The sequence below is a fragment of the Shinella sp. M31 genome, from assembly GCF_049199205.1.
GTDB lineage: Bacteria > Pseudomonadota > Alphaproteobacteria > Rhizobiales > Rhizobiaceae > Shinella.
The window spans coordinates 1-24,966 of the sequence record NZ_JBLZPH010000090.1; the positions used below are offsets into that span (position 1 = coordinate 1).

The 24,966-nt window shown below is 63.7% G+C and carries 17 protein-coding genes; 10 read left to right on the plus strand and 7 right to left on the minus strand.

What is annotated here, in order from left to right; genetic code table 11:
• On the plus strand, window positions 1-953 hold a 953-nt coding region (locus ACOZKU_RS15445), incomplete at its 5' end, for a pyridoxal phosphate-dependent aminotransferase (protein ID WP_421579608.1).
• Window positions 954-1,113: 160 nt separating this feature from the next.
• Here ACOZKU_RS15445 and ACOZKU_RS15450 read toward each other — a convergent pair.
• Window positions 1,114-2,214 carry a saccharopine dehydrogenase C-terminal domain-containing protein gene (locus ACOZKU_RS15450; protein WP_421579609.1) on the minus strand — a complete coding sequence of 367 codons (1,101 nt, stop codon included), beginning with the start codon at window positions 2,212-2,214 and terminating at the stop codon, window positions 1,114-1,116.
• A gap of 112 nt (window positions 2,215-2,326) precedes the next feature.
• Between ACOZKU_RS15450 and ACOZKU_RS15455 the strand changes: the two genes are divergently transcribed.
• Window positions 2,327-2,767 carry an Lrp/AsnC family transcriptional regulator gene (locus tag ACOZKU_RS15455; RefSeq protein WP_298104087.1) on the plus strand — a complete coding sequence of 147 codons (441 nt, stop codon included), beginning with the start codon at window positions 2,327-2,329 and terminating at the stop codon, window positions 2,765-2,767.
• 116 nt (window positions 2,768-2,883) lie between these two features.
• On the opposite strand, the gene ACOZKU_RS15460 is transcribed toward ACOZKU_RS15455, so the two are convergent.
• Window positions 2,884-3,582, minus strand: a complete 699-nt coding sequence (locus ACOZKU_RS15460; protein WP_313524030.1) for a DUF1013 domain-containing protein — start codon at window positions 3,580-3,582, stop codon at window positions 2,884-2,886.
• Window positions 3,583-3,818: 236 nt separating this feature from the next.
• On the opposite strand from ACOZKU_RS15460, the gene acs reads away from it, so the two are divergent.
• Window positions 3,819-5,774 (plus strand): acetate--CoA ligase, encoded by a 1,956-nt coding sequence (gene acs / locus ACOZKU_RS15465; RefSeq protein ID WP_421579610.1) that lies wholly within the window; start codon window positions 3,819-3,821, stop codon window positions 5,772-5,774.
• 200 nt (window positions 5,775-5,974) lie between these two features.
• On the opposite strand, the gene ACOZKU_RS15470 is transcribed toward acs, so the two are convergent.
• A complete protein-coding gene (locus ACOZKU_RS15470) occupies window positions 5,975-6,172 on the minus strand; it encodes a DUF1674 domain-containing protein (RefSeq protein WP_298095373.1) in 198 nt (65 codons plus the stop codon).
• A gap of 159 nt (window positions 6,173-6,331) precedes the next feature.
• On the opposite strand from ACOZKU_RS15470, the gene htpX reads away from it, so the two are divergent.
• The 4 genes from htpX (at window position 6,332) to purH (ending at window position 12,218) form a co-directional block, all read left to right on the plus strand.
• Window positions 6,332-7,297 (plus strand): zinc metalloprotease HtpX, encoded by a 966-nt coding sequence (gene htpX / locus ACOZKU_RS15475; RefSeq protein ID WP_421579611.1) that lies wholly within the window; start codon window positions 6,332-6,334, stop codon window positions 7,295-7,297.
• Window positions 7,294-8,700 carry an RsmB/NOP family class I SAM-dependent RNA methyltransferase gene (locus ACOZKU_RS15480; protein WP_421579612.1) on the plus strand — a complete coding sequence of 469 codons (1,407 nt, stop codon included), beginning with the start codon at window positions 7,294-7,296 and terminating at the stop codon, window positions 8,698-8,700. The genes htpX and ACOZKU_RS15480 overlap by 4 nt, the downstream gene beginning before the upstream one ends.
• 113 nt (window positions 8,701-8,813) lie before the next feature.
• On the plus strand, window positions 8,814-10,496 hold the full coding sequence (locus ACOZKU_RS15485) for a heparinase II/III family protein (protein ID WP_421579613.1): 1,683 nt from the start codon (window positions 8,814-8,816) through the stop codon (window positions 10,494-10,496).
• A gap of 111 nt (window positions 10,497-10,607) precedes the next feature.
• Window positions 10,608-12,218 carry a bifunctional phosphoribosylaminoimidazolecarboxamide formyltransferase/IMP cyclohydrolase gene (purH, locus tag ACOZKU_RS15490; RefSeq protein ID WP_421579614.1) on the plus strand — a complete coding sequence of 537 codons (1,611 nt, stop codon included), beginning with the start codon at window positions 10,608-10,610 and terminating at the stop codon, window positions 12,216-12,218.
• 58 nt (window positions 12,219-12,276) lie between these two features.
• Here the strand turns inward: purH and ACOZKU_RS15495 are convergent, their stop codons facing one another.
• Window positions 12,277-13,662 (minus strand): MFS transporter, encoded by a 1,386-nt coding sequence (locus ACOZKU_RS15495; protein ID WP_421579615.1) that lies wholly within the window; start codon window positions 13,660-13,662, stop codon window positions 12,277-12,279.
• Between the two features lie 85 nt (window positions 13,663-13,747).
• On the minus strand, window positions 13,748-18,529 hold the full coding sequence (locus tag ACOZKU_RS15500; protein ID WP_421579616.1) for an NAD-glutamate dehydrogenase: 4,782 nt from the start codon (window positions 18,527-18,529) through the stop codon (window positions 13,748-13,750).
• 276 nt (window positions 18,530-18,805) lie between these two features.
• Between ACOZKU_RS15500 and pdxY the strand changes: the two genes are divergently transcribed.
• Complete coding sequence (gene pdxY, locus ACOZKU_RS15505) at window positions 18,806-19,681, plus strand: pyridoxal kinase PdxY (RefSeq protein WP_314089862.1); 876 nt, start codon at window positions 18,806-18,808, stop codon at window positions 19,679-19,681.
• 86 nt (window positions 19,682-19,767) lie between these two features.
• Window positions 19,768-20,409, plus strand: a complete 642-nt coding sequence (locus ACOZKU_RS15510; RefSeq protein WP_314089864.1) for a carbonic anhydrase — start codon at window positions 19,768-19,770, stop codon at window positions 20,407-20,409.
• A gap of 77 nt (window positions 20,410-20,486) precedes the next feature.
• Here the strand turns inward: ACOZKU_RS15510 and ACOZKU_RS15515 are convergent, their stop codons facing one another.
• Window positions 20,487-21,308 (minus strand): lytic transglycosylase domain-containing protein, encoded by an 822-nt coding sequence (locus ACOZKU_RS15515; RefSeq protein WP_314089866.1) that lies wholly within the window; start codon window positions 21,306-21,308, stop codon window positions 20,487-20,489.
• Between the two features lie 214 nt (window positions 21,309-21,522).
• Window positions 21,523-22,557, minus strand: a complete 1,035-nt coding sequence (locus tag ACOZKU_RS15520) for an aspartate-semialdehyde dehydrogenase (RefSeq protein ID WP_421579617.1) — start codon at window positions 22,555-22,557, stop codon at window positions 21,523-21,525.
• A 491-nt stretch (window positions 22,558-23,048) separates the two neighbouring features.
• Between ACOZKU_RS15520 and ACOZKU_RS15525 the strand changes: the two genes are divergently transcribed.
• Window positions 23,049-24,938 carry an MFS transporter gene (locus ACOZKU_RS15525; protein WP_421579618.1) on the plus strand — a complete coding sequence of 630 codons (1,890 nt, stop codon included), beginning with the start codon at window positions 23,049-23,051 and terminating at the stop codon, window positions 24,936-24,938.
• Window positions 24,939-24,966: the final 28 nt, after the last annotated feature.

A 24,966-nucleotide genomic window follows, 5' to 3' on the forward strand; every position in this document is an offset into this window, starting at 1 on the left:
AAAACAACGTCGACTACGCCGTCGACGAAGTCACCGTCGCGACGGGCGCCAAGCAGATTCTGTTCAACGCCTTCATGGCGACGGTCAATCCCGGCGATGAGGTCATCATCCCGACGCCCTACTGGACCTCCTATTCCGACATCGTGGAAATCTGCGGCGGCGTGCCGGTGCTGATCCCCTGCGACGCCGAAGCCGGTTTTCGCCTGAAGGCCGAGCAACTGGAAAAGGCGATCACACCGAAAACCCGCTGGGTGCTGTTCAACTCGCCGTCCAACCCCTCGGGCGCCGCCTACAGTGAAGCGGACTACCGCCCGCTGCTCGACGTGCTGCTGAAGCATCCGCATGTCTGGCTGATGGTCGACGACATGTACGAGCACATCGTCTATGACGGCTTCAAGTTCGTTACCCCCGTCGCCATTGAGCCGCGCCTGAAAAGCCGCGCGCTGACGATCAACGGCGTCTCCAAGGCCTATGCCATGACAGGCTGGCGCATCGGCTATGCCGGCGGCCCCAAGGCGCTGATCAAGGCCATGGCCGTGATCCAGAGCCAGGCAACCTCCTGCCCCTCCTCCGTCAGCCAGGCCGCCTCCGTCGAGGCGCTCAATGGTCCTCAAGACTTTTTGAAGGACCGTCAGGCAAGCTTCAAGCATCGCCGCGATCTCGTCGTCTCGGCCCTGAACGCCATTCCCGGCCTCGCCTGCCGCACCCCGGAAGGTGCTTTCTACACCTTCTCCGGCTGCGCCGGCGTGATCGGCAAGACCACCCCGAAGGGCAAGCGCATCGAAGCCGACAGCGACTTCACGGATTATCTCCTTGAAGACGCCAACGTCGCGGTCGTCCCCGGCTCCGCCTTCGGCCTCTCCCCCTATTTCCGCATCTCCTACGCCACGTCGGAAGCGGAACTGACGGAAGCGCTCAAGCGCATCGCGGACGCCTGCGCCAGACTCGCCTAAGCCCGGCAAAAGACAATCCGACAAAGAAAAGGGGCCTCGAAAGAGGCCCCATTTTTATGTGTCCGCGCCTTCTGGCGTTCTCTGCTTCCCCGCGGCTTTGGGCCACAGATGCAAAAATGCCCCGGTCTTTCCGGCCGGGGCATCGAAGGTCCTTGAAGGATCAGGCGGCGTGGGCGCCGCGGTTTTCCTGGGCGTAGTAGTGGCCGAAGCGGTTGGCGAGGAAAGCGTCGAGTGCGATTTCTTCCTGGCGCACAAAACCCTCGGCGCGCAGCGAGCCATCGGCCAGCATGTCGAGCACGGCGCAGATCGAGCCTGCGGTGGTGATCTGGATGGCGGAATGCAGGGCGCCGGCGACCGGGGCGCTGTAGACCTTGTTGGCGTAGGTTTCCTGGATCAGGCGACCGCCCTTGCGGCCCGAAACGGTCACGAAGATGATGACGACGTCCTGCGTGGTGGTCGGCAGGGCGTTTTCGAAGATGTCCTTGAGGACCTCGCGGCGGTGACGCAGGCCGAGATCGTTCAAGAGCGCCTTCATGATGGCGGCGTGGCCGGGATAGCGGATCGTACGGTAGTTCAGCGTACGAACCTTGCCCTTCAGCGTCTCGCAGAGCGTGCCGAGGCCGCCCGAGGTGTTGAAGGCTTCGTAGGTGACGCCGTCGAGCGAGAATTCTTCACGCTCTTCCAGCGCCGGAACCTCGATCAGCGCGCCTTCGACGATGGCTTCGCAGGGCTCGATATATTCGTTGATGACGCCGTCCGTGCTCCAGGTCAGGTTATAGTTCAGGGCGTTGGACGGGTACTGCGGCAGGGCGCCGACGCGCATGCGCACGCTGTCGAGCGTGTCGAAGCGGCTGGCGAGGTCGTTGGCGACAATGGAGATGAAGCCCGGTGCCAGGCCGCACTGCGGGATGAAGGCCGTCTTGGCGTTTTCGGCGATGCGCTTAACCTGGCGGGTGGATTCGACGTCTTCCGTGAGGTCGAGATAGTGCAGGCCGGCAGCAGCGGCTGCTTCGGCGATAGCGACCGTCAGGTGGTAGGGGGCGGCCGAGAGAACAGCGAACTTGCCGGTCAGAAGGGCCTTCATGGCGGCGGCATCAGTGATATCGACGACGGCCGTGGTGACCGCGGCGTGCTTCTCGATGCCAGCAAGCTGCTCTTCGGCGCGGTCCGCGACGGTGACGCGGTAATCCCCGCTGTGAGCCAGCATGCGCGCGATGGTCGAGCCGATCTTGCCTGCGCCGATGACGACGATGTCCTTCATGTGATTTCCCTCCGGCATGAATTGATGCGCTTATTTTGAGAGGGATGGCTGTCGATTTAAAGCGCCATATCTGGCATAATCAATCATCGATATCGGCAGAACGACGGTAAAAATGAGCATTTCGACGCTAGGCGCCAAGGATCGCGAGCTTCTCTCCATCCTCAGCGAGAACGCCCGCGAGCAGACCGCGACCATCGCTCGCAAGCTGGGCCTTTCCCGCACGACCGTGCAGGCGAAGATCGACAGGCTGGAAAGGGACGGCGTCATCGCCGGCTACGGCGTCAAGCTTTCGGACGCTTACGAGAGTGGCATGGTGAAGGCGCATGTCCTCATCACCATCGCGCCGAAGACGTTGGCGCGCATCACCACGGAGCTGCACGCCATCTCCGCCGTGCGCACGCTGCATTCGGTGAGCGGCAGCTTCGACCTGATCGCGGTCGTCGAGGCGGCATCCATCGCCGAACTCGACCACCTCATCGACCGCATCGGCGCCATCGACGGCGTGGAACGCACCCTGTCGTCGATCATTCTGTCGACGCGGATAAGGCGCTAGGGGCAGCGCCCCGGCAAGCGACACACTCCTATCTCCGCCGGAGACACCCATGCCGTAGCTCACAAAAAACCGGCCGCCAATGGCGACCGGTTTTTGCATTCACGATGAAGCGTCGCTTAGAAGCGGTCGTCTTCGTCCTCGTCCGGGGTGGACGACTTGAGCGACTTGAGCTTGGCGAAGACGGCGTCGGCGTCGATTTCCTTTTCCTCTTCACGGTCGCTGTAGGGCAGCTTTTCCGTTTCCTGGGCGGATTCGAGCGTGGCGCCGAGTTCGGCGGCCGTCGGCAGCGGGCGGCCCTTTGAGGCGCGTTCGACTTCGAGGTCGAGATCGATCTGCGAGCAGAGGCCCAGCGTGACCGGATCCATCGGCGTCAGGTTCGTCGAATTCCAGTGGGTGCGATCACGGATCTGCTCGATCGTCGACTTGGTGGTGCCGACGAGACGCGAGATCTGCGCATCCTTGAGTTCCGGATGGTTGCGCACGAGCCAGAGAATGGCGTTCGGGCGGTCCTGGCGCTTGGAGACCGGCGTGTAACGCGGGCCCTTGCGCTTGGATTCGGGAACGCGGACCTTCGGCTCGGAAAGCTTCAGCTTGTGGTTCGGGTTGCCTTCCGCGCGGGCGATTTCCTCGCGCGACAGCTGGCCGGTCGAGATCGGGTCGAGGCCCTTGATGCCCTGGGCTGATTCGCCGTCGGCGATCGCCTTCACTTCAAGCGGATGCAGTTTGCAAAAAGTCGCGATCTGTTCGAACGACAGCGCCGTGTTGTCGACCAGCCAGACCGCGGTCGCCTTTGGCATGAGGAGCTGCTGAGCCATGCATATAGTCCTTCTGTCCGTCCGCGCCGGTGTCGCGGGTCGTGGGGTAGTTAACCACTATGTTCCGGGAATTGCGCCCTCTATACCCTCACTGTCGCAGAAATGCAATTCTTCAAGAGACAAATGACCTTTGTCTAATTGCCGTAATGCTTTGACCTGATATGAATGGCGCCGAGAGTGGCGGGACCGGAGGAGAATACGGTTTCCCGCGCATGCGCAGTCATAGGGAGGCATCCATGTCCGCAAAGACCTATCCGGTCCTGAAATCCGCAAAAAGCCGTGCGCTCATCGACAACGATACCTATCAGAAATGGTATCGCGAGAGCATCGAGAACCCGGAGCGCTTCTGGGACAAACACGGCATGCGCATCGACTGGTTCAAGCCCTATACGAAGGTCAAGAACACCTCGTTCAATGGCAAGGTCCCGATCAAGTGGTTCGAGGACGGCATCACCAATGTCTCCTACAACTGTATCGACCGCCACCTGAAGGCGCATGGCGACGACGTCGCCATCATCTGGGAAGGCGACAATCCCTATATCGACAAGAAGATCACCTATAACGAGCTTTACGAACACGTCTGCCGCATGGCGAACGTGATGAAGAAGCACGGCGTGAAGAAGGGTGACCGCGTCACCATCTATATGCCGATGATCCCCGAAGCGGCCTATGCGATGCTCGCCTGCGCGCGCATCGGCGCCATCCATTCCGTGGTCTTCGGCGGATTCTCGCCGGATGCGCTGGCCGGCCGCATCGTCGATTGCGAATCGACCTTCGTCGTCACCTGCGACGAGGGCGTGCGCGGCGGCAAGCCGATCCCGCTCAAGGAAAACACCGATACCGCGATCGACATCGCCGCCAAGCAACATGTCATCGTCAACAAGGTTCTGGTCGTGCGCCGCACCGGCGGCAAGATCGGCTGGGCGCCGGGTCGTGACATCTGGCATCACAAGGAAGTGCTGACGGTGCCGCGCGATTGCCCGCCGGCCAGGATGAAGGCGGAAGATCCGCTGTTCATCCTCTACACCTCCGGCTCGACCGGCAAGCCGAAGGGCGTGCTGCACACCACGGCCGGCTATCTCGTCTATGCCTCGATGACGCACAAATACGTCTTCGATTATCAGGACGGCGATATCTACTGGTGCACGGCCGATGTGGGTTGGGTTACCGGCCACTCCTACATCGTCTACGGACCGCTCGCGAACCGCGCGACCACGCTGATGTTCGAAGGCGTGCCGAACTTCCCGGATGCCGGTCGCTTCTGGGAGGTGGTCGACAAGCACAAGGTCAACATCTTCTACACTGCACCGACGGCGATCCGCGCGCTGATGGGTGCCGGCGACGACTTCGTCAAGCGCTCCGACCGCTCGTCGCTGCGCCTGCTCGGCTCGGTCGGCGAGCCGATCAACCCGGAAGCCTGGGAATGGTATTACAACGTGGTCGGCGAAGGCCGTTCGCCGATCGTCGATACCTGGTGGCAGACGGAAACCGGCGGCATCCTCATCACCCCACTGCCGGGTGCGACGGACCTCAAGCCGGGTTCGGCGACACGGCCGTTCTTCGGCATCAAGCCCGAACTCGTCGATAACGAGGGCAAGGTGCTCGAAGGTGCGGCCGACGGCAATCTGTGCATCACCGACAGCTGGCCGGGCCAGATGCGCACGGTCTATGGCGATCACAAGCGCTTCGTCGAAACCTACTTCTCCACCTACAAGGGCAAGTATTTCACCGGCGACGGCTGCCGCCGGGACGAGGACGGCTACTATTGGATCACCGGCCGCGTCGACGACGTCTTGAACATTTCCGGCCACCGCCTCGGCACGGCCGAAATCGAATCGGCGCTCGTCTCGCACCATCTCGTTTCGGAAGCGGCCGTGGTCGGCTATCCGCACAGCCTCAAGGGCCAGGGCATCTATTGCTACGTCTCGCTGATGGCCGGCGAGGAGGGCAACGACGCACTGCGCCAGGATCTCGTCAAACACGTCCGCAAGGAAATCGGCCCGATCGCGACGCCCGACAAAATCCAGTTCGCGCCCGGCCTGCCGAAGACCCGCTCCGGCAAGATCATGCGCCGCATCCTGCGCAAGATCGCCGAGGACGATTTTGGCGCACTCGGGGATACCTCGACGCTCGCCGATCCCGCCGTCGTGGACGACCTGATTGCGAACCGCCAGAACAAGGCGGGTGGCTGAGCAGCCCGATCACGGAACGACAAAGCGAAACGGCGGCCAGTGGCCGCCGTTTTCGTTTTGTAGAGTTGCGTGCGTGATTGTTCGGATGAGGTAACGCCCCTTCTCCTCTCCTTCGTCATTCTCGGCTCGCCCCGGGGATGACGAAGGAGAGGAGGAAGTCGCCTATTTGAAACGTCTCAGGCGAGGACGGCTTCCGGCTCTCAGAAATCGATCGCCCGGCCCTTGATCTCCCAGTCACCGAACCGTGCCGGGTCTTCGCCGCCGCGGCCGCCGATCTCCTCGGCGCGCTCGACAGGCTGGGCCGCCTTGCGGCGCTCCTCGGCCTCCTGCAGGGCGCGCTGGGCTGCGGGCGGGAGCACTTTGCGGCCGTCGGAATGATTGTCGTTGTCGCTGTCCATGAAAATCGGCATCCTTCCGGGATATTGAAGAAGTGCGGGTGGTTTCCCATCATATAGGAGCGTGAAGACGCTGTGGAAAGCGCCTATTGACGTGAACCATATCCTTGAAACCAAGGATCGACAGCTGGGTCGATGGGACCTGACAGGAGCCGAAAACGCATGAACATCGTTCGCACAGCCATGCTGCTCGCCGCCATGACGGCGCTTTTCATGGGCGTGGGCCTGCTCATCGGCGGCAAAGGCGGCATGATGATCGCACTCGTGGTCGCGATCGGCATGAACGTCTTCTCCTACTGGAATTCCGACCGGATGGTGCTGTCCATGTACGGCGCCAAGGAGGTCGATGAGCGCACGGCACCCGAATATTACGGCATCGTGCGGGATCTCGCAGCACGCGCCGGCCTGCCCATGCCGCGCGTCTTCGTCATGAACAGCGACCAGCCCAATGCCTTCGCGACGGGCCGCAACCCGGAAAACTCCGCCGTCGCCGCCTCCACCGGCCTCCTCCAGGCGCTTTCCTACGAAGAGGTGGCGGGGGTGATGGCGCATGAGCTGGCGCATATCCAGAACCGCGACACGCTGACCATGACGCTGACGGCAACGCTTGCCGGTGCGATCTCCATGCTCGCCAACTTCGCCATGTTCTTCGGCGGCTCCAACAACCGCGAGAACAACAATCCGCTCGGCTTCGTCGGCGTGCTGATCGCGATGATCGTCGCCCCCTTCGCCGCCATGCTGGTGCAGATGGCGATCAGCCGCACGCGCGAATATTCCGCCGACAAGCGGGGCGCGGAAATCTGCGGCAATCCGCTGTGGCTGGCCTCCGCTCTCGGCAAGATCGCGGTCGCGGCCGGCCGTATTCCCAACAATCAGGCCGAGCGCAATCCGGCAACGGCGCATATGTTCATCATCAATCCGCTCTCGGGCGAGCGCATGGACAACCTGTTTTCGACCCATCCGAACACCGAGAACCGCATCGCGGCGCTCCAGGAAATGGCCCGCACCATGCAGGCCCGCTCGACGGAACCGGTCCGGGCTGATAATCCCGTGCGCAAATCGCGCTCCGTACCGACGACGGGCTGGGGACGCGGTGGCTCCGAACCACCCAAAGGTCCCTGGTCTTGAACGACGACACGCGCAGAAAAAAACCGTTTCCGAAACGCCATGACGGCCCCCGGCGGCCGAAGCCCGAGACGGCCGAGAGCCAGCCTGAAAAGCCGGGCCTGCGCGCACGGCAGGCGGCGGCAAAAATCCTCGCGGCCGTGGTCGATCGCAAGACATCGCTCGACGGCATGCTGGACCTCGAAAACGGCAACCCCGCCTATCGCCAGCTGAACGATGCCGACCGGGCGCTGGTGCGTGCCATCCTCAACACGGCGCTGCGCCACCTCCCCCGTATCGAGGCCATTCTCGACACGCTCGTCGGCACGCCGCTGCCGGATGGCGCCCGCGCGCTGCACCATGTCCTGACCGTCGCGGCTGCGCAAATCCTCTATCTCGACGTGCCGGATCATTCCGCCGTCGATCTCGCCGTGGAGCAGGCGCAGCTTGATCCACGCAACCGTCGTTTCGCCAGCCTCACCAATGCGGTGCTGCGCCGGCTGTCGCGCGAAAAGGCCTCGCATCTCAGCGCGACCCGCGCCGTTCCCGTAATTCCCGAATGGTTTTACGACCGCCTCGCCGACATCTATGGCCGCGAGCATGCCGGCCGCATCGCCGAGGCGATGCTGGAGCCGTCGGCCATCGATTTGACCGTCAAGTCCGATGCCGAGGGCTGGGCCGCCAAACTCGGCGGCCGCGTGCTGCCGACCGGCTCCGTCCGGCTTCCCGCCGCCTCCGGCGCCATTCCCGCGCTGGAAGGCTTCGAGGACGGGCAATGGTGGGTGCAGGACGCGGCGGCGAGCCTGCCGGCAAAACTGTTCGACGATCTCAAGGGCAAGCGCGTCGTCGATCTCTGCGCGGCCCCCGGCGGCAAGACGGCGCAGCTTCTTCTCGCCGGCGCTGAGGTGACGGCGCTCGACCATTCCGGCAATCGCCTGAAGCGGCTGATCGGCAATCTCGAGCGGCTCGGCCTTTCGGCGAGGACGCAGGAGATCAACATGGCGGATTTCCGCACCGACGAGCTCTTCGATGCCGTCCTGCTCGATGCCCCCTGCTCCTCCACCGGCACGATCCGCAAACATCCCGACGTGCTCTGGACGAAAGGCCCGGAGGATATCGAGAAGCTCGCGCGCCTGCAGGAGCGCCTGCTGCGCCATGCCCTGACGCTGGTCAAGCCAGGTGGCGAACTCGTCTTCTCCAATTGCTCGCTTGACCCCGACGAGGGCGAGGACATGGTTTCGCGCGTTCTCGCCGACAATGCGGATTGGCGAATCATTCCGGCCGATCCCGCCGACTGGCCGGGTCTTGAGGATGCGGTTTCGCCGCGCGGCGAGCTGCGCACGACGCCGGCCATGCTGCCGGCAACCGGCGATCATGCGGGCGGATTGGATGGATTTTACGCGGTAAGGCTTCGAAAAGCCAATTGAACGCAAAATCATCCCAAAATATTGCCGAGGTCATCAACAGTCCATCAGCGGGCGATGAATTGACGGCGCTCCTCTCCTCGGCCTACCTATAGGCTTGGAGGCATTCGTTAACCATGCAGCTTTCCGACCGTCAGCGGCTATCCTATCTGTATATGCGTGAGAGCTGGCGGCGCTTCTCGCGCAGGCTTGCCTTGGGGCGGATCAGCGCCATGCGTTTTTCCGGCGGCACGCCCGACCGCCTCATCGTTGCGCCGACCGATCTGCACCCGGCCGATTCCTTTGCCGGCGAAGAAATCATGGCCGGCCGTTTCCCGCTCGCCGGCCGCAGCCTCGAATGCGAGGGCGAATCACCCTTCGCGCTGGAACTGCCGTCGGAAGAGTTCGCCGTCCGCCTGCACTGCTTCGGCTGGCTGCGCCATATGCGGCTGGTCGATCCGGAAAAGGCGGCGCTCACCACCCGTTTCATCGTCGACGACTGGCTGCAAAGCCATGGCCGGGTCATCGGCGGGCTTGCCTGGCGGCCGGATGTCACGGCGCAGCGCATCATCGCCTGGCTCTCTCATTCGCCCGTCGTGCTGAAGGATGCCGATTATCCTTTCTATCGCCGGTTCCTGAAAAGCCTCGCCTTCCAGGTGCGTTACCTGCGCCACGTCGCCGATACGACGCGTGACGGCGAGCCGCGGCTTCGCGTGCGCATCGCACTCGCCATGGCCTCCATCGCCATGCCCTCCTCGCCGTCCAAGATGCGCAAGGCCGCCCGTCATCTCGACGAGGAGCTGGACCGGCAGATCCTGCCGGACGGCGGCCATTGCTCGCGCAATCCGCGCGCGGCACTCGATCTCCTGCTCGACCTGCTGCCGCTGCGCCAGACTTACGTCAATCTCGGCCATGACATGCCGACGCAGCTCATTCCCTGCATCGACCGCATCTATCCGGCCCTGCGCTTCTTCCGCCATCAGGGCGGCGAGCTCGCGCTGTTCAACGGCGCGACCTATACGCTGGCCAACGAGCTGATGTCGGCGCTGCGCTACGACGAGACCGGTGGCGCCCCCTTCAAGGCCCTGCCCTCGATCAATTATGACCGGGTGGCGGTGAAGGAGACCGTGGTGCTGATGGATACCGGCACGTCGAAATCCGTCGATCTGTCGTCAACTGCGGCGGCGGGCACGCTTTCCATCGAAGTTTCCTCTGGAAAGAACCGCTTCATCGTCAATTCCGGGCGCCCGCGTTTTGCCGGCGAGGCTATGCGGCAGATGTCGCGCATGACGGCCGCCCATTCGGTGGCGACGCTGAACGACACCTCCTCCTCGCGCATCTCCTCGTCGCGCTTCCTGGGGCCGATCATCATCGGCGGCGTCAGCAAGGTGAACGTCGCGCGCATCGAGCGCGATTCCGGCGCCGATGGCGTGACGGCGAGCCATGACGGCTATCTCAAGCGTTTCGGCCTCCTCTACGAGCGCGATATCCTGGTGTCGCCGACGGGCGGTGAAATCCGCGGCCGCGAGCGCTTCTTCAAGCCGGCGACGGCGAACGCGCCTATCGAGAAGGGTACGGCCGTCGTACGCTTCCACGTCCATCCGACCATCCAGCTCTACCGCGCCTCGGCCAATGAGACGCGGCTGGTGGCGCCGGATGGCGAGGCCTGGGCGCTGACCTGCCTGGATGTGCCGGTCGAGGAGGAGGAGGACGTGTTCTTCGCCGATCCCTCGGGCGTGCGCCCCTCCCGCCAGCTGACGCTGACCATGCCGCTCGCCGAGATACCGGAAGTTCAGTGGTCTCTCGCCCGGCAACGGTGAGTGCTCGGGGTTGAGAATTCAGCCTTTCAAGGTTTTCTCCCGGTCCTGCCTGTGATAACGGGGCGCATGACCATCCGCCCCTCCTTCCGGGGCCGCAGAACGGAGCGCCCCATGGCCGTTGTTTCCAAGAAAATCCCCGCCCCTGACCGCGTTGCCATCCGCACCGCGCTTTTGTCCGTGTCCGACAAGACCGGTGTCGTCGAGCTCGCCAAGGCGCTCGCTGACAAGGGCGTTCGCCTGCTCTCGACGGGCGGCACGCACAAAGCGCTCAGCGATGCCGGCCTTGCCGTCACCGACGTTTCGGAGATCACCGGCTTTCCGGAAATCATGGACGGCCGCGTCAAGACGCTGCACCCGTCCGTACATGGCGGCCTGCTGGCGATCCGCGACGATGCCGAGCATGTCGAAGCGATGAAAGCACATGGCATCGGCGCGATCGATCTGACGGTCATCAACCTCTATCCGTTCGAAGAGGTTCGCGCCAAAGGCGGCGATTATCCGACGACGGTCGAGAATATCGATATTGGCGGGCCGGCGATGATCCGCGCCTCGGCCAAGAACCATGCCTATGTGACCATCGTCACCGACCCCTCGGACTATCCGGCGCTGCTGGAAGAGCTGGCCGACGGTTCGACCTCCTATGCCTTCCGCCAGCGCCTCGCCGCAAAGGCCTATGGCCGCACGGCGGCCTATGACGCAGCGATCTCCAACTGGTTTGCCGAGGCGCTCGATATCGCCATGCCGCGTCACCGCGTGCTTGGTGGGGTGTTGAAGGAAGAGATGCGCTACGGCGAGAACCCGCACCAGAAGGCAGGCTTCTACGTGACCGGTGAGAACCGTCCCGGCGTGGCCACCGCGACGCTGCTGCAGGGCAAGCAGCTTTCCTACAACAACATCAACGACACGGACGCCGCCTTCGAGCTGGTGGCGGAATTCCTGCCGGAAAACGGCCCGGCCTGCGCGATCATCAAGCATGCCAATCCCTGCGGTGTCGCCACCGGCAGAACGCTGAAGGACGCGTACGCCCGTGCGCTCGCCTGCGACCCGGTCTCGGCCTTCGGCGGCATCATCTCGCTCAATTCGACGCTCGACGGCGAGACGGCGGAAGAAATCGTCAAACTGTTCACCGAGGTCATCATCGCGCCCGACGCCGATGAGAAGGCCCGCGCCATCATCGCCTCCAAGCCGAACCTGCGCCTGCTGGTGACCGGCGCCCTGCCCGATCCGCGCGTGCCCGGCCTCTCCGCCAAGACGGTTTCAGGCGGCCTGCTCGTGCAGAGCCGCGACAACGGCATGGTCGAGGATCTCGAGCTCAAGGTCGTCACCAAGCGTGCACCGACGGCGCAGGAGCTTATCGACATGAAGTTCGCTTTCAAGGTCGCCAAGCACGTGAAGTCGAATGCCGTTGTCTATGCCAAGGATGGCCAGACGGCCGGTATCGGCGCCGGCCAGATGAGCCGTGTCGATTCCGCCCGCATCGCCGGCCTGAAGGCCGAGGAAGCCGCCAAGGCTATGGGCCTGGCCGAGCCTTTGACGCGCGGCTCCGCCGTTGCCTCTGAAGCCTTCCTGCCCTTCGCCGACGGCCTGCTCTCGGCGATTGCCGCGGGCGCCACGGCGGTGATCCAGCCGGGCGGCTCGATGCGAGATGCGGAAGTCATTGCCGCGGCGGATGAAGCGGGCGTCGCCATGGTCTTCACCGGCATGCGCCACTTCCGCCACTGACCCTTGGCCGGAGTCATCTAGGAAATCAAAACGCCCTGCTAGCGGGGCGTTTTGCGTTTCATGCCTCGACTTTCGCGGCCGGATAGGGCGTGCGCAGCAAGAGCAGGAAGCCGACCACGAGGAAGACGATGAGCGCCATCATGCCCGCACGCGCCGAGCCCGTCGCGGTGGTGATGAGCGCGACGGAGAGCGGCGCCAGGAAGGACGTGGCGCGACCCGAGAGAGCGTAGAGGCCGAAATAACGGCCGGCTTCGTCCGGATGGATGCTCTGGGCAAGATAAGAGCGTGCCGAGGCCTGCACCGGGCCGAAGGCGACGCCGATCAGCAGGCCGTAGAGGATATAGGCCTTTTCCGCGGCGGTGCCGAAGAGGCCGCCGGAATCCTCTGCGGGAAGCGGGATCAGGCCGAACAGGGTGAAGCCGGGGCCGGTCGAGACGATGCCGACCGTCGCGAGCGTGAGGCAGACGAGGCTCATGACGACCACGGTCTTGGAGCCCAGCCGCGTATCGAGCCGGCTGGCATAGAGGCAGCCGCCGATGGCCACGACATTCAGGATGATGCCGTAGATACCGAGCTCGAAGGTCTGCCAGGCGAACATGCCGGCGGCGAAGGTGCCGCCGAGTGCCAGCAGGCCATTGACGCCGTCCTGATAGATCATGCGGGCGACGAGGAAACGCAGGATGCCGGGCTTGTTCTTCAGGTCTCTCAGCGCCTCGGAGAGATCGGCGAAACCGGCACGTACGGCAGCGGCGATCGGCAGGCCCTTGCTCTGGTCCGGCGTGAAGAAGAACATCGGCAGGATGAAGACAAAATACCACAACGCCGAGATCGGCCCGGTGATGCGGGCATCCTCGCCAGCCGCCGCATCGAGCCCGAAGAGCGGGGCGATGCCGATGGCCGTCTTGCCGGTCTCCGGATTGGCGGCGAGCAGCGCCACGACGGCGATCAGCACGATCATGCCGCCGAGATAGCCGAGACCCCAGGCGATGTTGGAGATGCGGCCGGTATCCTCAGGGCGCACGAGCCGCGGCATCATGGAATCGTTGAAGACAATGGAGAATTCCGCGGCAACGGTCGCCAGAACGATCAGCGCCATGGCATAGATGAGGCTGCTGCCGGGTTCGGCATACCAGAGGGCGGCAAGCGAGAGGATCTTGACGGCCGCAAAGGCGGCGATCCAGGGTTTTCGCGCACCGGATGCGTCGGCAATCGAGCCCATGATGGGGGCAAGCAGTGCAATCGCGATGCCGGAGAGCGTGAGCGTATAGCTCCAGGCGGCCTGGCCCGCAGCGTGATCCTCGGTGAGGCGCGAGACGAGATAGGGGCCGAAGATGAAGGTAGTGATGACGGTGAAGAACGGCTGCGCCGCCCAGTCGAACAGCATCCAGCCTGTTATGCCGAGCCGGCTCGTGCGTGGCTCCCGGCTTTCCGTGACAACCGTCATCGCCCCTCCCGCTGGTACCCGGGGGCGATGACCGCGCCCGTCCTCAAGCCGGCTAACGGGCTCCGTCAGCCGGCAGGGGACTGTGTCATTTCGCTCTTTCCTGCGCAAGGTCGCTCAGGATGCCGGCCGCGACCGAGACCTTGGCCAGCGTCGCTTCACCGGCTTCCGTCAGGGCCGAGAGGTTCGCCGTCACGCGGGTAAGCCGCTCCTTGTCGCCCTGCTGCCAGGCGGCGAGCGGCGCCTTGTCGCCCTTGTGGCGCGTCAGCACCACGGTGGCGAGGTCGCGGCGGGCATTGGCGATATCGGTGAGGCTGCGCTGGAGGGCGAGCGCCTCGTAGAGATCGCCGGTCGGGATGCGGCTTGCCGACGAGAGGAGGCGTCCGATATTCAGCGTCGCGCTGATGCCGGCGAAGGTCTGCGCCGTCTTGGCGAGCGTATCGCCCGTCGCGTTGGCGATCAGCATGACCTCGGGCACGAAGGTGAGCAGGGAGAGCGTTGCGATTTCTTCCGCAAGCTCGGCCGGAACCCCCTCGTCCTCATAGGCATGCGCCTTGCGACGGGCCTCGTCGCCAATGGCGTCGGACACCAGCGTGGAGAGCTGCGGACGCAGCTGCTTCAGCGCCTGCTTCAGCTTGTGCACCGCCTGATCCATCGGGCCGGAGACGGCGCCGGTGGTCAGAAGCAGGCTGGTGACGGTGGCATAGATGCGGCCGATCTCTTCGTAGAGCTCGTTCTGCAAGGTGCCGGCAACCTGGTTGTCCAGGGCATCGACGCCGGCATAGAGCGCGGCAAGGCCATAGCCGTCACGGGCGATCACCGCCGCCTTCACCGCATCCGCCGGGCCGAAGCCGGTGCCGTCGGTCAGGCCGTTGATGAAGGCCGGGCCGCCGCGGTTGATCACCTCGTTGGCGAGGATCGTCGCGATGATCTCGCGGCGCAGGCGATGCGAGCGAATGTCGTCCGCATAGGCCTTCTGCATCTTCGCCGGGAAGTAACCGGTCAGCGTCGGTTCGAAATAGGGCTCGTCCGGCAGGCTGGTATGAACGATCTCGTCGAACAACACCAGCTTGGCATAGGAGAGCAGCACGCCGATCTCCGGTCGCGTCAGCGGCTTGCCGGCCTGGTAGCGTTCGGCAAGCGTCCGGTCGTCGGGCAGCGTCTCGACCTTGCGGTTGAGCTGGCCGGCCGCCTCCAAGCGGTCCATCAGGCGGGTCAGCGGCGCGCGATTGGCCGTGCCCTGCTTTTCGACCAGCGAGATTGCCAGCGATTGCAGATAGTTGTTGCGCAGCACGAGATGGCCGACTTCGTCGGTCATCGAGGCCAGCAGCACGTTGCGCTTGGCGCGGGTCAGCCGCTCGTCGCGCATGGCCGAGGCGAGTGCGATCTTGATGTTGACCTCAACGTCCGACGAGTTCACGCCGGCCGAGTTGTCGATGGCATCCGAGTTGCTGCGGCCGCCCTTGAGGCCGAAGGCGATGCGGCCGCGCTGGGTGACGCCGAGATTGGCGCCCTCGCCGATCACCTTGGCGCGCACGTCCTCGCCGACGATGCGGATCGGGTCGTTGGCGCGGTCGCCAACTTCCGCATCCGTCTCGTTCTGGCCGCGGATATAGGTGCCGATGCCGCCGAACCACATCAGGTCAACCGGCGCCTTGAGGATGGCAGTCATGATTTCGAACGGGGTGGCCTTGGCCTTGTCGAGGCCGATAACGGCTTGCGCCTCCGGCGTCAGCGTGACGGATTTCTCCGTGCGCGGAATGATCATCGCGCCCTTGGAGAGCACGGAGCGGTCATAGTCCTGCCAGCTCGAGCGCGGCAGGGCGAACATGCGGCGGCGCTCGGCGAAGGACGTATCGGTATCCGGCGAGGGATCGATGAAGATGTCGCGGTGGTCGAAGGCCGCGACGAGCTTGATCTTGCGCGACAGCAGCATGCCGTTGCCGAAGACGTCACCCGACATGTCGCCGACGCCGGCAACCGTAAACGGCGTCTTCTGGATGTCGATGTTCATCTCGCGGAAGTGGCGCTTAACGGTTTCCCAGGCGCCGCGGGCGGTAATGCCCATCTTCTTGTGGTCGTAACCGGCCGAGCCACCCGATGCAAAAGCGTCGTCGAGCCAGAAACCGGCTTCCTGCGCCAGGCCGTTGGCGGTGTCGGAGAAGGTCGCGGTGCCCTTGTCGGCGGCGACGACGAAATAGGGGTCGTCACCGTCGATGCGCACCGTATCGGCTGGCGGCACGACATCCTGGCCGACGATGTTGTCGGTGACCGACAGCAGCGTGCGGATATAGGTCTTGTAGGCCTCGGTGCCGGCCTTGAAGACGGCATCGCGGCTACCGCCGACGGGAAGCTGCTTCGGATAGAAGCCGCCCTTGGCACCGACGGGCACGATGACCGAGTTCTTGACCTGCTGCGCCTTGACGAGGCCGAGCACTTCGGTGCGGTAGTCCTGCGCGCGGTCCGACCAGCGCAGGCCGCCGCGGGCGACCTTGCCGAAGCGCAGATGCACGCCCTCGACCTCCGCGCCATAGACGAAGATTTCGCGGAACGGGCGCGGTTCCGGCAGGCCGTCGAGCGCCTTCGGGTCGAGCTTGATCGCAAACGTCTTGCGCGGCTTGCCGTCGGCATCGTGCTGGAAATAGTTGGTGCGCAGCGTCGCCTGAATGGCGTTGACGTAGCGGCGCAGGATGCGGTCCTCGTCGAGGCTCGGCACACTGGCCAGCGCCTCCTCGATGACCGTGGAGATGTCGCCGGACTTCTTCTCGCGCTGGCGCTCGGTGAGCCTGGGGTCGAGACGGGTCTCGAACAGGCGGAAGAGGTTGGCGGCAATGGCCGGATACTTGTTCAGCGTATCGGCGATATAACCCTGCGAATAGGCGATGCCGGTCTGGCGCAGGTAGCGCGAATAGGTGCGCAGCGCCATGATTTCGCGGGCCGAGAGGCCAGCGGTCAGCACCAGGCGGTTCAGCGCGTCGTCGTCCACTTCGCCGTGCCAGGCGGCGAGGAAGGCTTCCTCCAGCATGGGGCTCAGCTTGGCGAGGTTGATCTCCAGGCCGTCGCGCTGCTTGAGCTCCATGTCGTGCAGGATGACGCGGCGCTCGTTGCCGTCGAAGGTGGTGAGCGTCAGGTCGTGCGTCTGTTCGCTGATGACGTTGAAGCCCAGATTTTCGAGCAGCGGCACGCGGCGCGACAGGGAAACCGGTTCGCCGGCGTGGAAGATCTTCAGTTCCACCGAGGCAAGGTCCGTGTTCCAGGCCTTGCGGTAGAAGGAGATGCGGATCGGGTTTTCCGGTGTCGCCGTCGAAATCAGCGCGAGGTCGGCATTGGCTTCGGCGGGCGTGAAGTCTTCCTGGTAACCGGGATCGGTGACGAGGCGCAGGCCGTCGGCGCTGGACAGCGCCTCGAAGCGGTCGCTCCAGCGCGTGGCGATCTCGCGCACGGCCTGTTCCAGCTTGTTCTGTGCGATGCGCGGCGTCTTGCCGCCGGAGCGGCCGATGATGAAGTGAACGCGGGCGAGGCCACCCTCGGGGAAAGCCGGGTAATAGGCCGAGACACGGCCGTCGTAAGCCGACTTCAGATAGGTGCCGATCTTTTCGCGCACATCCGAATCATATTGTTCGCGCGGCACATAGACGATGACGGAAACAAAGCGGTCGAAGCGGTCGATGCGCGGCAAAACGCGGATGCGCGGCCGGTCAGAGAGTTCGTTGATCTGTTCAGAGAAGGTAGCGAGCAGGCCGGGATCGATCTGGAATAGGTCGTCCCGCGGATAGGATTCCAGCGTGTTGATCAGCATCTTGCCGGAATGGCTCTTCGGATCGTAGCCGAAGTGATCGATGACCGCCTCGACCTTGGAGCGCAGCAGCGGGATCTGGCCGGCGGCATGCGTATAGGCGGTCGAGGTGAAGAGGCCAACGATGCGCAGCTCGCCGATCACCTTGCCCTTCTCGTCGAAGCGCTTGAGGCCGACATAATCCATATAGGCGCGGCGGTGCACGACGGATTTGACATTCGCCTTGGTGACGATGAGGAAATCCGGGCCTTCGAGGAATTCGAGAATTTCCGGCGTCGTCGTCACGGCGTCCTTGCCCAGACGCAGCACACGCACATCCGGATCGGAGAGAATGCCGAGGCCATCGCCGCCGCGCTCCACCGTCGCCTGCTCACCCTTGCCGGAATAGGAATATTCCCGCATGCCGAGGAAGGTGAAGTTGTTGCCGCGCAACCAGTCGAGAAAGGCGAGCGCCTCGCTCTTGCCAGGCTTGTCCTTGGCGTAGCGCTCCATGTCGGCGGTGGCGCTGTTGAGCTTTTCCAGCATGGACGGCCAGTCGTCGACGGCCAGATGCACCTGGTTGAGCACATGCATCACCCGGTCGGCCAGCGCTGCGGCTTCATTGGGTGCCAGTTCGGAAAGATGGATCTCGATATGGCTGACGCGCTGCGTCGGGTCGCTCTCCTCATCCGGCGAGAAGAGCTTTGGCGCCTCCTCCTGGCTGACGACGAGGATCGGGTGGATTGCGAGATGGATATCGCGATGCGTGCTCGTCACCTCGCCCATGACCGAGTCATAGAGGAACGGCTGGTTGCGATCGGTGACGGAGAGCACGGAGACCGGCTGGCCCTGCGGCTTGACGTTGGCAAGCGTGGTGACGGTGACGCGCGGCTCGCTACCATCCCAGGCCTCGATTTCGGCCATGGCATGGGCGGCGGCGGCGGCCAGCATCGGGCCGGTATAGTGCTCCAGATCGTCCTTGCTGGCACGCCCGAAGAGGATGTCGGGGTTGAGTGTTTTTGCGCCGAGAGCGGCGGCTGCGGCCTTTGCGGCCTCGATGTGTTTTTCTCGTTTCACGTTGGTCCGGGCACCCATGGAATTCTCCCTCGAATCCGATGGCCGGACGTTAGCAGAAGAAAAAATACGCGCGACGAAATTTGTGCATTTGCGAGAAAATTCAATCGATTTTGTCCGAGATAGGTCAGTTTTGCTGTCGTTTTATCGGAAAATCACCGATTTTTCGTCGAAAAGCAGCCAAAAACCGGCGGACGGCGCTCCGTGCTGTCCTGCAACAAAAGGCCGTCAAAGGGCGGGACGTTGACAGGCAGAAGCCCCCTTGCCATCACTTCGACGAAACGAAGGAAGCCGGCTATGAGCGAGAGCGACAAGGGCACCGTCATCGTCATTTCGAGCCATGTGGTGCGCGGCACGGTGGGCAATCGCGCCGCCGTCTTCGCGCTCGAAACGCTCGGCCATCCCGTCTGGGCCCTGCCGACGGTCATCCTGCCTTGGCATCCCGGCCATGGTCGCGCGACCCGGGTGGCGATCTCGGACGAGGATTTCGACGCGATCATTTCCGACCTGATCGGCGCACCCTGGCGCGGCGAGGTGAAGGCGGTGCTGTCCGGCTATCTCGGCAGCGCCGCGCAGGCGCGCTCCGTCGCGCGGCTGGTGGCAAGCCTCAGGGCCGACAATCCCGATCTTCTCTATATGTGCGATCCCGTCTGCGGCGACGAGCGCGGGCTCTATGTGCCGGAGGCAACGGCGGTGGCGATCCGCGACGGTCTGATCCCGCTTGCGTCGATCGCCACGCCGAACCGTTTCGAGCTCGCCTGGCTTGCCGGCGCGCCGCTGGAAACCAACAACGCGATCGTGGAGGCGGCGCTTTCGCTCGGTCCAGCCCGCATGCTCGTCACCTCCTCGCTACCGCTGATGGCGGGCAGCACCGGCAATCTCTTTCTTTCCGGGCGCAGCGCGCTTCTGGCCGAGCACCGGCTGGTGGACAATCCGCCGAACGGCACCGGCGACCTGCTTGCCGCGGTCTTCCTGTCCCGGCTGATGGAAAACCTGCCCGAAGAGCGGGCGCTGATGCTGGCGACGGCAAGCGTCTTCGAGATCGTGGCGCGCACCGCCAAGCGCGGCGCGGACGAGCTGACGCTGGAACAGGATGCCTCCAGCATTTCCACACCCATGGCCATGGTGCACATGCGCCGTCTCGTTCATCCGGCGCAGCCGCGCCGATCCTGACTTGCGTCCGGCACCGTCGAGTGGTTTATGCGGGAAACCGGATGGAGCCTCGTCCGGTGGATCGTATCACGGGGGTATTCCGACCTATGAACCGCTTTCCCGATCGTCTTCTGAATGGCTATCGCAATTTCATGTCCGGCCGCTATGCCGAGCAATCCGCCCGCTACCGGGCGCTGGCCGAGACCGGCCAGAAACCCAAAACCCTCGTCATTGCCTGTTGCGATTCCCGCGCAGCACCGGAGACGATCTTCGACAGCGGTCCGGGCGAACTGTTCGTCGTGCGCAACGTTGCCAACCTCGTGCCGCCCTATGAGCCGGACGGCCAGTTCCACGCCACCTCGGCTGCTCTGGAATTTGCGGTCCAGTCGCTGAAGGTCACCGATATCGTGGTGATGGGTCACGGCCGCTGTGGCGGTATTGCCGCAGCCCTCGACCCGGATGCCGAGCCGCTGTCGCCCGGCGATTTCATCGGCAAATGGATGGGCATGCTGAAGCCCGTCGCCGAGCAGATCCAGAGTGCGGAAATCCTGACCCAGGGCGAACGCCAGCGCGCGCTCGAGCGCGTCTCGATCCGCAATTCCATCGCCAATCTCAGGACGTTTCCCTGCGTGCGCATTCTCGAGGAGAAGGGCCGCATCCAGCTGCATGGCGCGTGGTTCGACATCTCGACCGGCGAGCTCTGGATCATGGACGCCGCCACCGGCGACTTCAAACGCCCGAGCGCATAAGCGTTCCGAACGGTATCAAAATAAATGCCCGGCGTGGTCTCCCCCGCCGGGCATTTTCAATTCCGGACGACCAGCGATCAGTCGCCGTCGATTTCCGCGCCGATGATGGCGATCGCCCGCTGGTAGACGCTGGCCGCGTTCCAGCCCTGGAGCGCGCCGAAATTGGCTTGGCCCGGCTGGTAGCCGCCGCCGGCGCTCCAGCCGTGGCCGCGCAGGAAGTTGGCGGTGGAGGCGAGCGCGTCGGCCTTCGAGCCCACGAGGTCGATGCGGCCGTTGCCGTCGCCGTCGACGCCGTATTTCAGGACGTTGGCCGGCAGGAACTGGGTCTGGCCGATTTCGCCATGGGCGGCACCGCGCGCCGTGGTGCTCAGCGTGCCGTTCTGCACGAGCTGCAGGGCGGCGTAGAGCTGGTTGGTGAAGTATTCGGTGCGGCGGCAGTCATAGGCAAGCGTCGCGACGGCCGAAAGCGTGTGTTCCTTGCCGAGGAAGCCGCCGAAGCCGGTTTCCATGCCCCAGATCGCGATCAGCGGGCCGGCGGGAACGCCGTAGCGGGCTTCGATGCGGTCGAACAGCGCGGCGTTCTGCTTCTTCATGCTCTTCCCGCGGCTGATGATGGCCTTGCCGCCGCGCTTCTGCATGAACTGGTCGAGCGAGAGCTTGAAGCTCTTCTGGCCGCGGTCGGCGCGGATCGTGGCGCGGGCGTAGCTGACATTGGCGAAGGCCTTGTCGAGTGTCGAGCGGCTGATGCCGCGGCCGGCCGCCTCTTCCTTGAAGGATTCGACCCAGGCCGGAAAACCGCCCGCATCATTTCCACACTTGGCGGCCTGAGCCGCTGCCGGTACCGCCGCCGTGGCGATCATTGCGGCCAGCACCTTGGCCACGCTCTTGATCATGCCCATGAAAAACCCCGTGATCTCGTGAATTCCGCTGCGGGAGCATGGCATGCTCCCCTGTTCCTGTCATCGCACCTTGCCGTGAGCTTCGCTTGCAGCCTGGCTTAAAGCGAAGTCCCGATTGTTCTCAGACGGAACAACCGGGACTTTTATTTAAACTTGGTTAAAGGATCGTTGCCACATTTCACCGAAATGCCGAAAAACGCATCCCCCCAAGAAATTAAGCAGCCTGCTTCTTCGCCTTGATCAGGCCGCGCGCGACGAGCAGCTCGGCGATCTGGATGGCGTTGAGAGCGGCACCCTTGCGCAGGTTGTCGGAGACGACCCAGATATTGAGGCCGTTTTCGACGGTCGCGTCCTCGCGGATGCGCGAGATGTAGGTGGCGTCTTCACCGGCCGATTCGTAAGGCGTGATGTAGCCGCCGTTCTCGTGCTTGTCGATGACCTGGCAACCCGGCGCCTCGCGCAGGATGTCGCGGGCCTCGTCGGCCGTGATCTCGTTTTCGAACTCGATGTTGACCGATTCGGAATGGCCGATGAAGACCGGGACGCGCACGGCCGTGCAGGTCACCTTGATCTTCGGGTCGAGCATCTTCTTGGTCTCGGCAAGAACCTTCCACTCTTCCTTCGTGTAGCCGTCTTCCATGAAGCTATCGATATGCGGAATGACGTTGAAGGCGATGCGCTTGGTGAACTTCTTCGATTCGACCGGGTCGGCGACGAAGACGGCGCGGGTCTGCTGGAACAGCTCGTCCATGCCTTCCTTGCCGGCGCCGGAGACGGACTGGTAGGTCGAGACGACGACGCGCTTGATTTTGGCGCGGTCATGCAGCGGCTTCAGCGCGACGACGAGCTGGGCGGTCGAGCAATTCGGGTTGGCGATGATGTTCTTGCGGGTGAACAGGCTGATGGCGTCGGGGTTCACTTCCGGAACGATCAGCGGAACATCGGCGTCGTAGCGCCAGGCGGAGGAGTTGTCGATGACGACGCAGCCCTGCGCGCCGATCTTCGGCGAGTACTTCTGCGAGACCGTGCCACCGGCCGACATCAGGCAGATGTCCGTGTCGGAGAAATCGTAGTTTTCGAGGTTCTGCACCTTCAGCGTCTTGTCGCCGAAGGAGACTTCCGTGCCCTGGGAGCGGGCGGAGGCGAGCGCCACGACTTCATCAGCCGGGAAACCACGCTCGGAAAGGATGTTCAGCATTTCCCGGCCGACATTGCCGGTCGCGCCGGCGACTGCGATCTTGAAACCCATGACTAATGCTCTCTTTCTCTGTCTCTCCGCGGTTTTTGGAGGGAAACCCGCCGGCCATGAGCGCGGGTTTCTGTCCCCGGCCATACCGGGGAGAGAGCGGTGGCCAGAGACGTCAGACGGTTTTCGTCGTCGTTTTGGCCATTGTTTTGGAAATCGATACGCAATAGCGAACCCGTCCGGCGTTGAAGGCCGGAGCGATCATGCGGGCGATGGAAAGACCAAAGCGGTTCATGTCGGTTCCCTTGCGTGGGTGCTGAATACGCTCATCTGCCGAAGAGTCAAGCCTTGCCTGCCGGTTTGGGCAAATCGCGGCGGCCACTTTCCTACGACTTAAGTTCTACACCGAAAGTCATAAGCCCAAAGCAGCGCTGATGCGGCGTTTCGTTTTCTGCCATCCTTCCATCAGGCGCACCCTGTCCGGTGTTTTTAGGGAGAAATATCGGACCTCATACGGGCTGCCCCGACACGCCGTTTTTGTGGAGGACAAGCAAATGGCAAATGTTTCGACGGTGGGCAAGGCCAAGTCGGCGCCCATGACCGGCGAGCAGAAGAAGGTGATCTTCGCCTCTTCTCTCGGCACTGTTTTCGAATGGTATGATTTCTATCTTTACGGTTCGCTGGCGATCTATATCGGCGCCACCTTCTTCAGCCAGTATCCTGAGACGACGCGCAACATCTTCGCGCTGCTCGCCTTCGCCGCCGGCTTCTTGGTGCGTCCGTTCGGCGCGCTGGTCTTCGGCCGCCTCGGCGACCTCGTCGGCCGCAAATACACCTTCCTCGTCACCATCCTGATCATGGGCTTTTCGACCTTCGTCGTCGGCCTCCTGCCCGGTGCCGCCACCATCGGCATCGCAGCCCCGATCATCCTGATCCTGCTGCGTATGCTGCAAGGCCTGGCGCTCGGCGGCGAATATGGCGGTGCGGCAACCTATGTCGCCGAGCACGCGCCTGATGGCAAACGCGGTTACTTCACCTCGTGGATCCAGACGACGGCGACGCTCGGCCTGTTCCTGTCGCTGGTGGTCATCCTGCTCGTGCAGTTCATCGTCGGCAAGGAGGCTTTCGCCGCCTGGGGCTGGCGCATTCCGTTCCTCGTCTCGGTCGTTCTGCTCGGCGTGTCGGTCTGGATCCGCCTCAAGATGAACGAATCGCCGGCCTTCGCGAAGATGAAGGAAGAGGGCAAGGGCTCCAAGGCACCGCTGACGGAAGCGTTCGGCCAGTGGCGCAATGCGAAGATCGCGCTGCTCGCTTTGTTCGGCGCCGTCGTCGGCCAGGCCGTCGTCTGGTATTCCGGTCAGTTCTACGCGCTGTTCTTCCTGACGGGCGTGCTGAAGGTCGATGGCCAGTCGGCCAATATCATGGTCGCCTGCTCGCTGCTGCTGGGCACCGGCTTCTTCGTCTTCTTCGGCTGGCTGTCGGACAAGATCGGCCGCAAGCCGATCATCATGGCCGGCCTGCTGCTCGCCATGCTCACCTACTTCCCGCTGTTCAAGGCACTGACCTGGGCCGGCAACCCGGCGCTTGCCACGGCACAGGATACGGTCCGCGCGACCGTCACCGCAGCCCCCGGCGACTGCAAATTCCAGTTTAACCCGACGGGCACGGCGAAGTTCACCACGTCCTGCGATATCGCGACCGCATTCCTCACCAAGAACTCGGTGCCCTACGATGTCGTCTCTACGGCGGCGGCCGGCACGGCGGCGACGGTGAAGGTCGGCGAACAGACGATCAACAGCTATGACGCAACGACGGCCGGCGACCAGGCCAAGGCCCTCGACGCCGCCTTCCAGAAGCAGACCAACATGGCGCTGCACGATGCCGGCTATCCTCTGGTGCGGGGTGTCGCAAAGGTGCCGGACACGAAGCTCGACGCCTTCGTTGCCGCCAACCCGGAACTGAAGCTCGATGCAGCCGCCATCCGCGCCGGTGAAAAGGCAACCATGCCTGCCGCCGATCTCGTCACGGCCAAGCTGTTGACCGCGGAGGAAGCCGCCGGTGTCACCGACATGCCCGTCTATTCGATCGCCGGCGGTGGTGCCTATACCATGGTCGCCGATCCCGCTGGCGTGAACTGGATCACGATCATTGCGGTCCTGACCGTGCTGGTGATCTACGTCACCATGGTTTACGGCCCGATCGCCGCCCTTCTGGTCGAACTCTTCCCGACCCGCATCCGCTACACCGGCATGTCGCTGCCCTACCATATCGGCAACGGCTGGTTTGGCGGCCTGCTGCCAGCAACGGCCTTCGCGATGAGCGCTGCCCAGGGCGATATCTACTACGGCCTGTGGTACCCGATCGTCTTCGCAGGCATCACGCTGGTCATCGGCCTTCTCTTCCTGCCGGAAACGAAGGACCGAGATATCCACGCCATGGATTGATCTCCCCCTTCCGACCGATCCTTGGCGG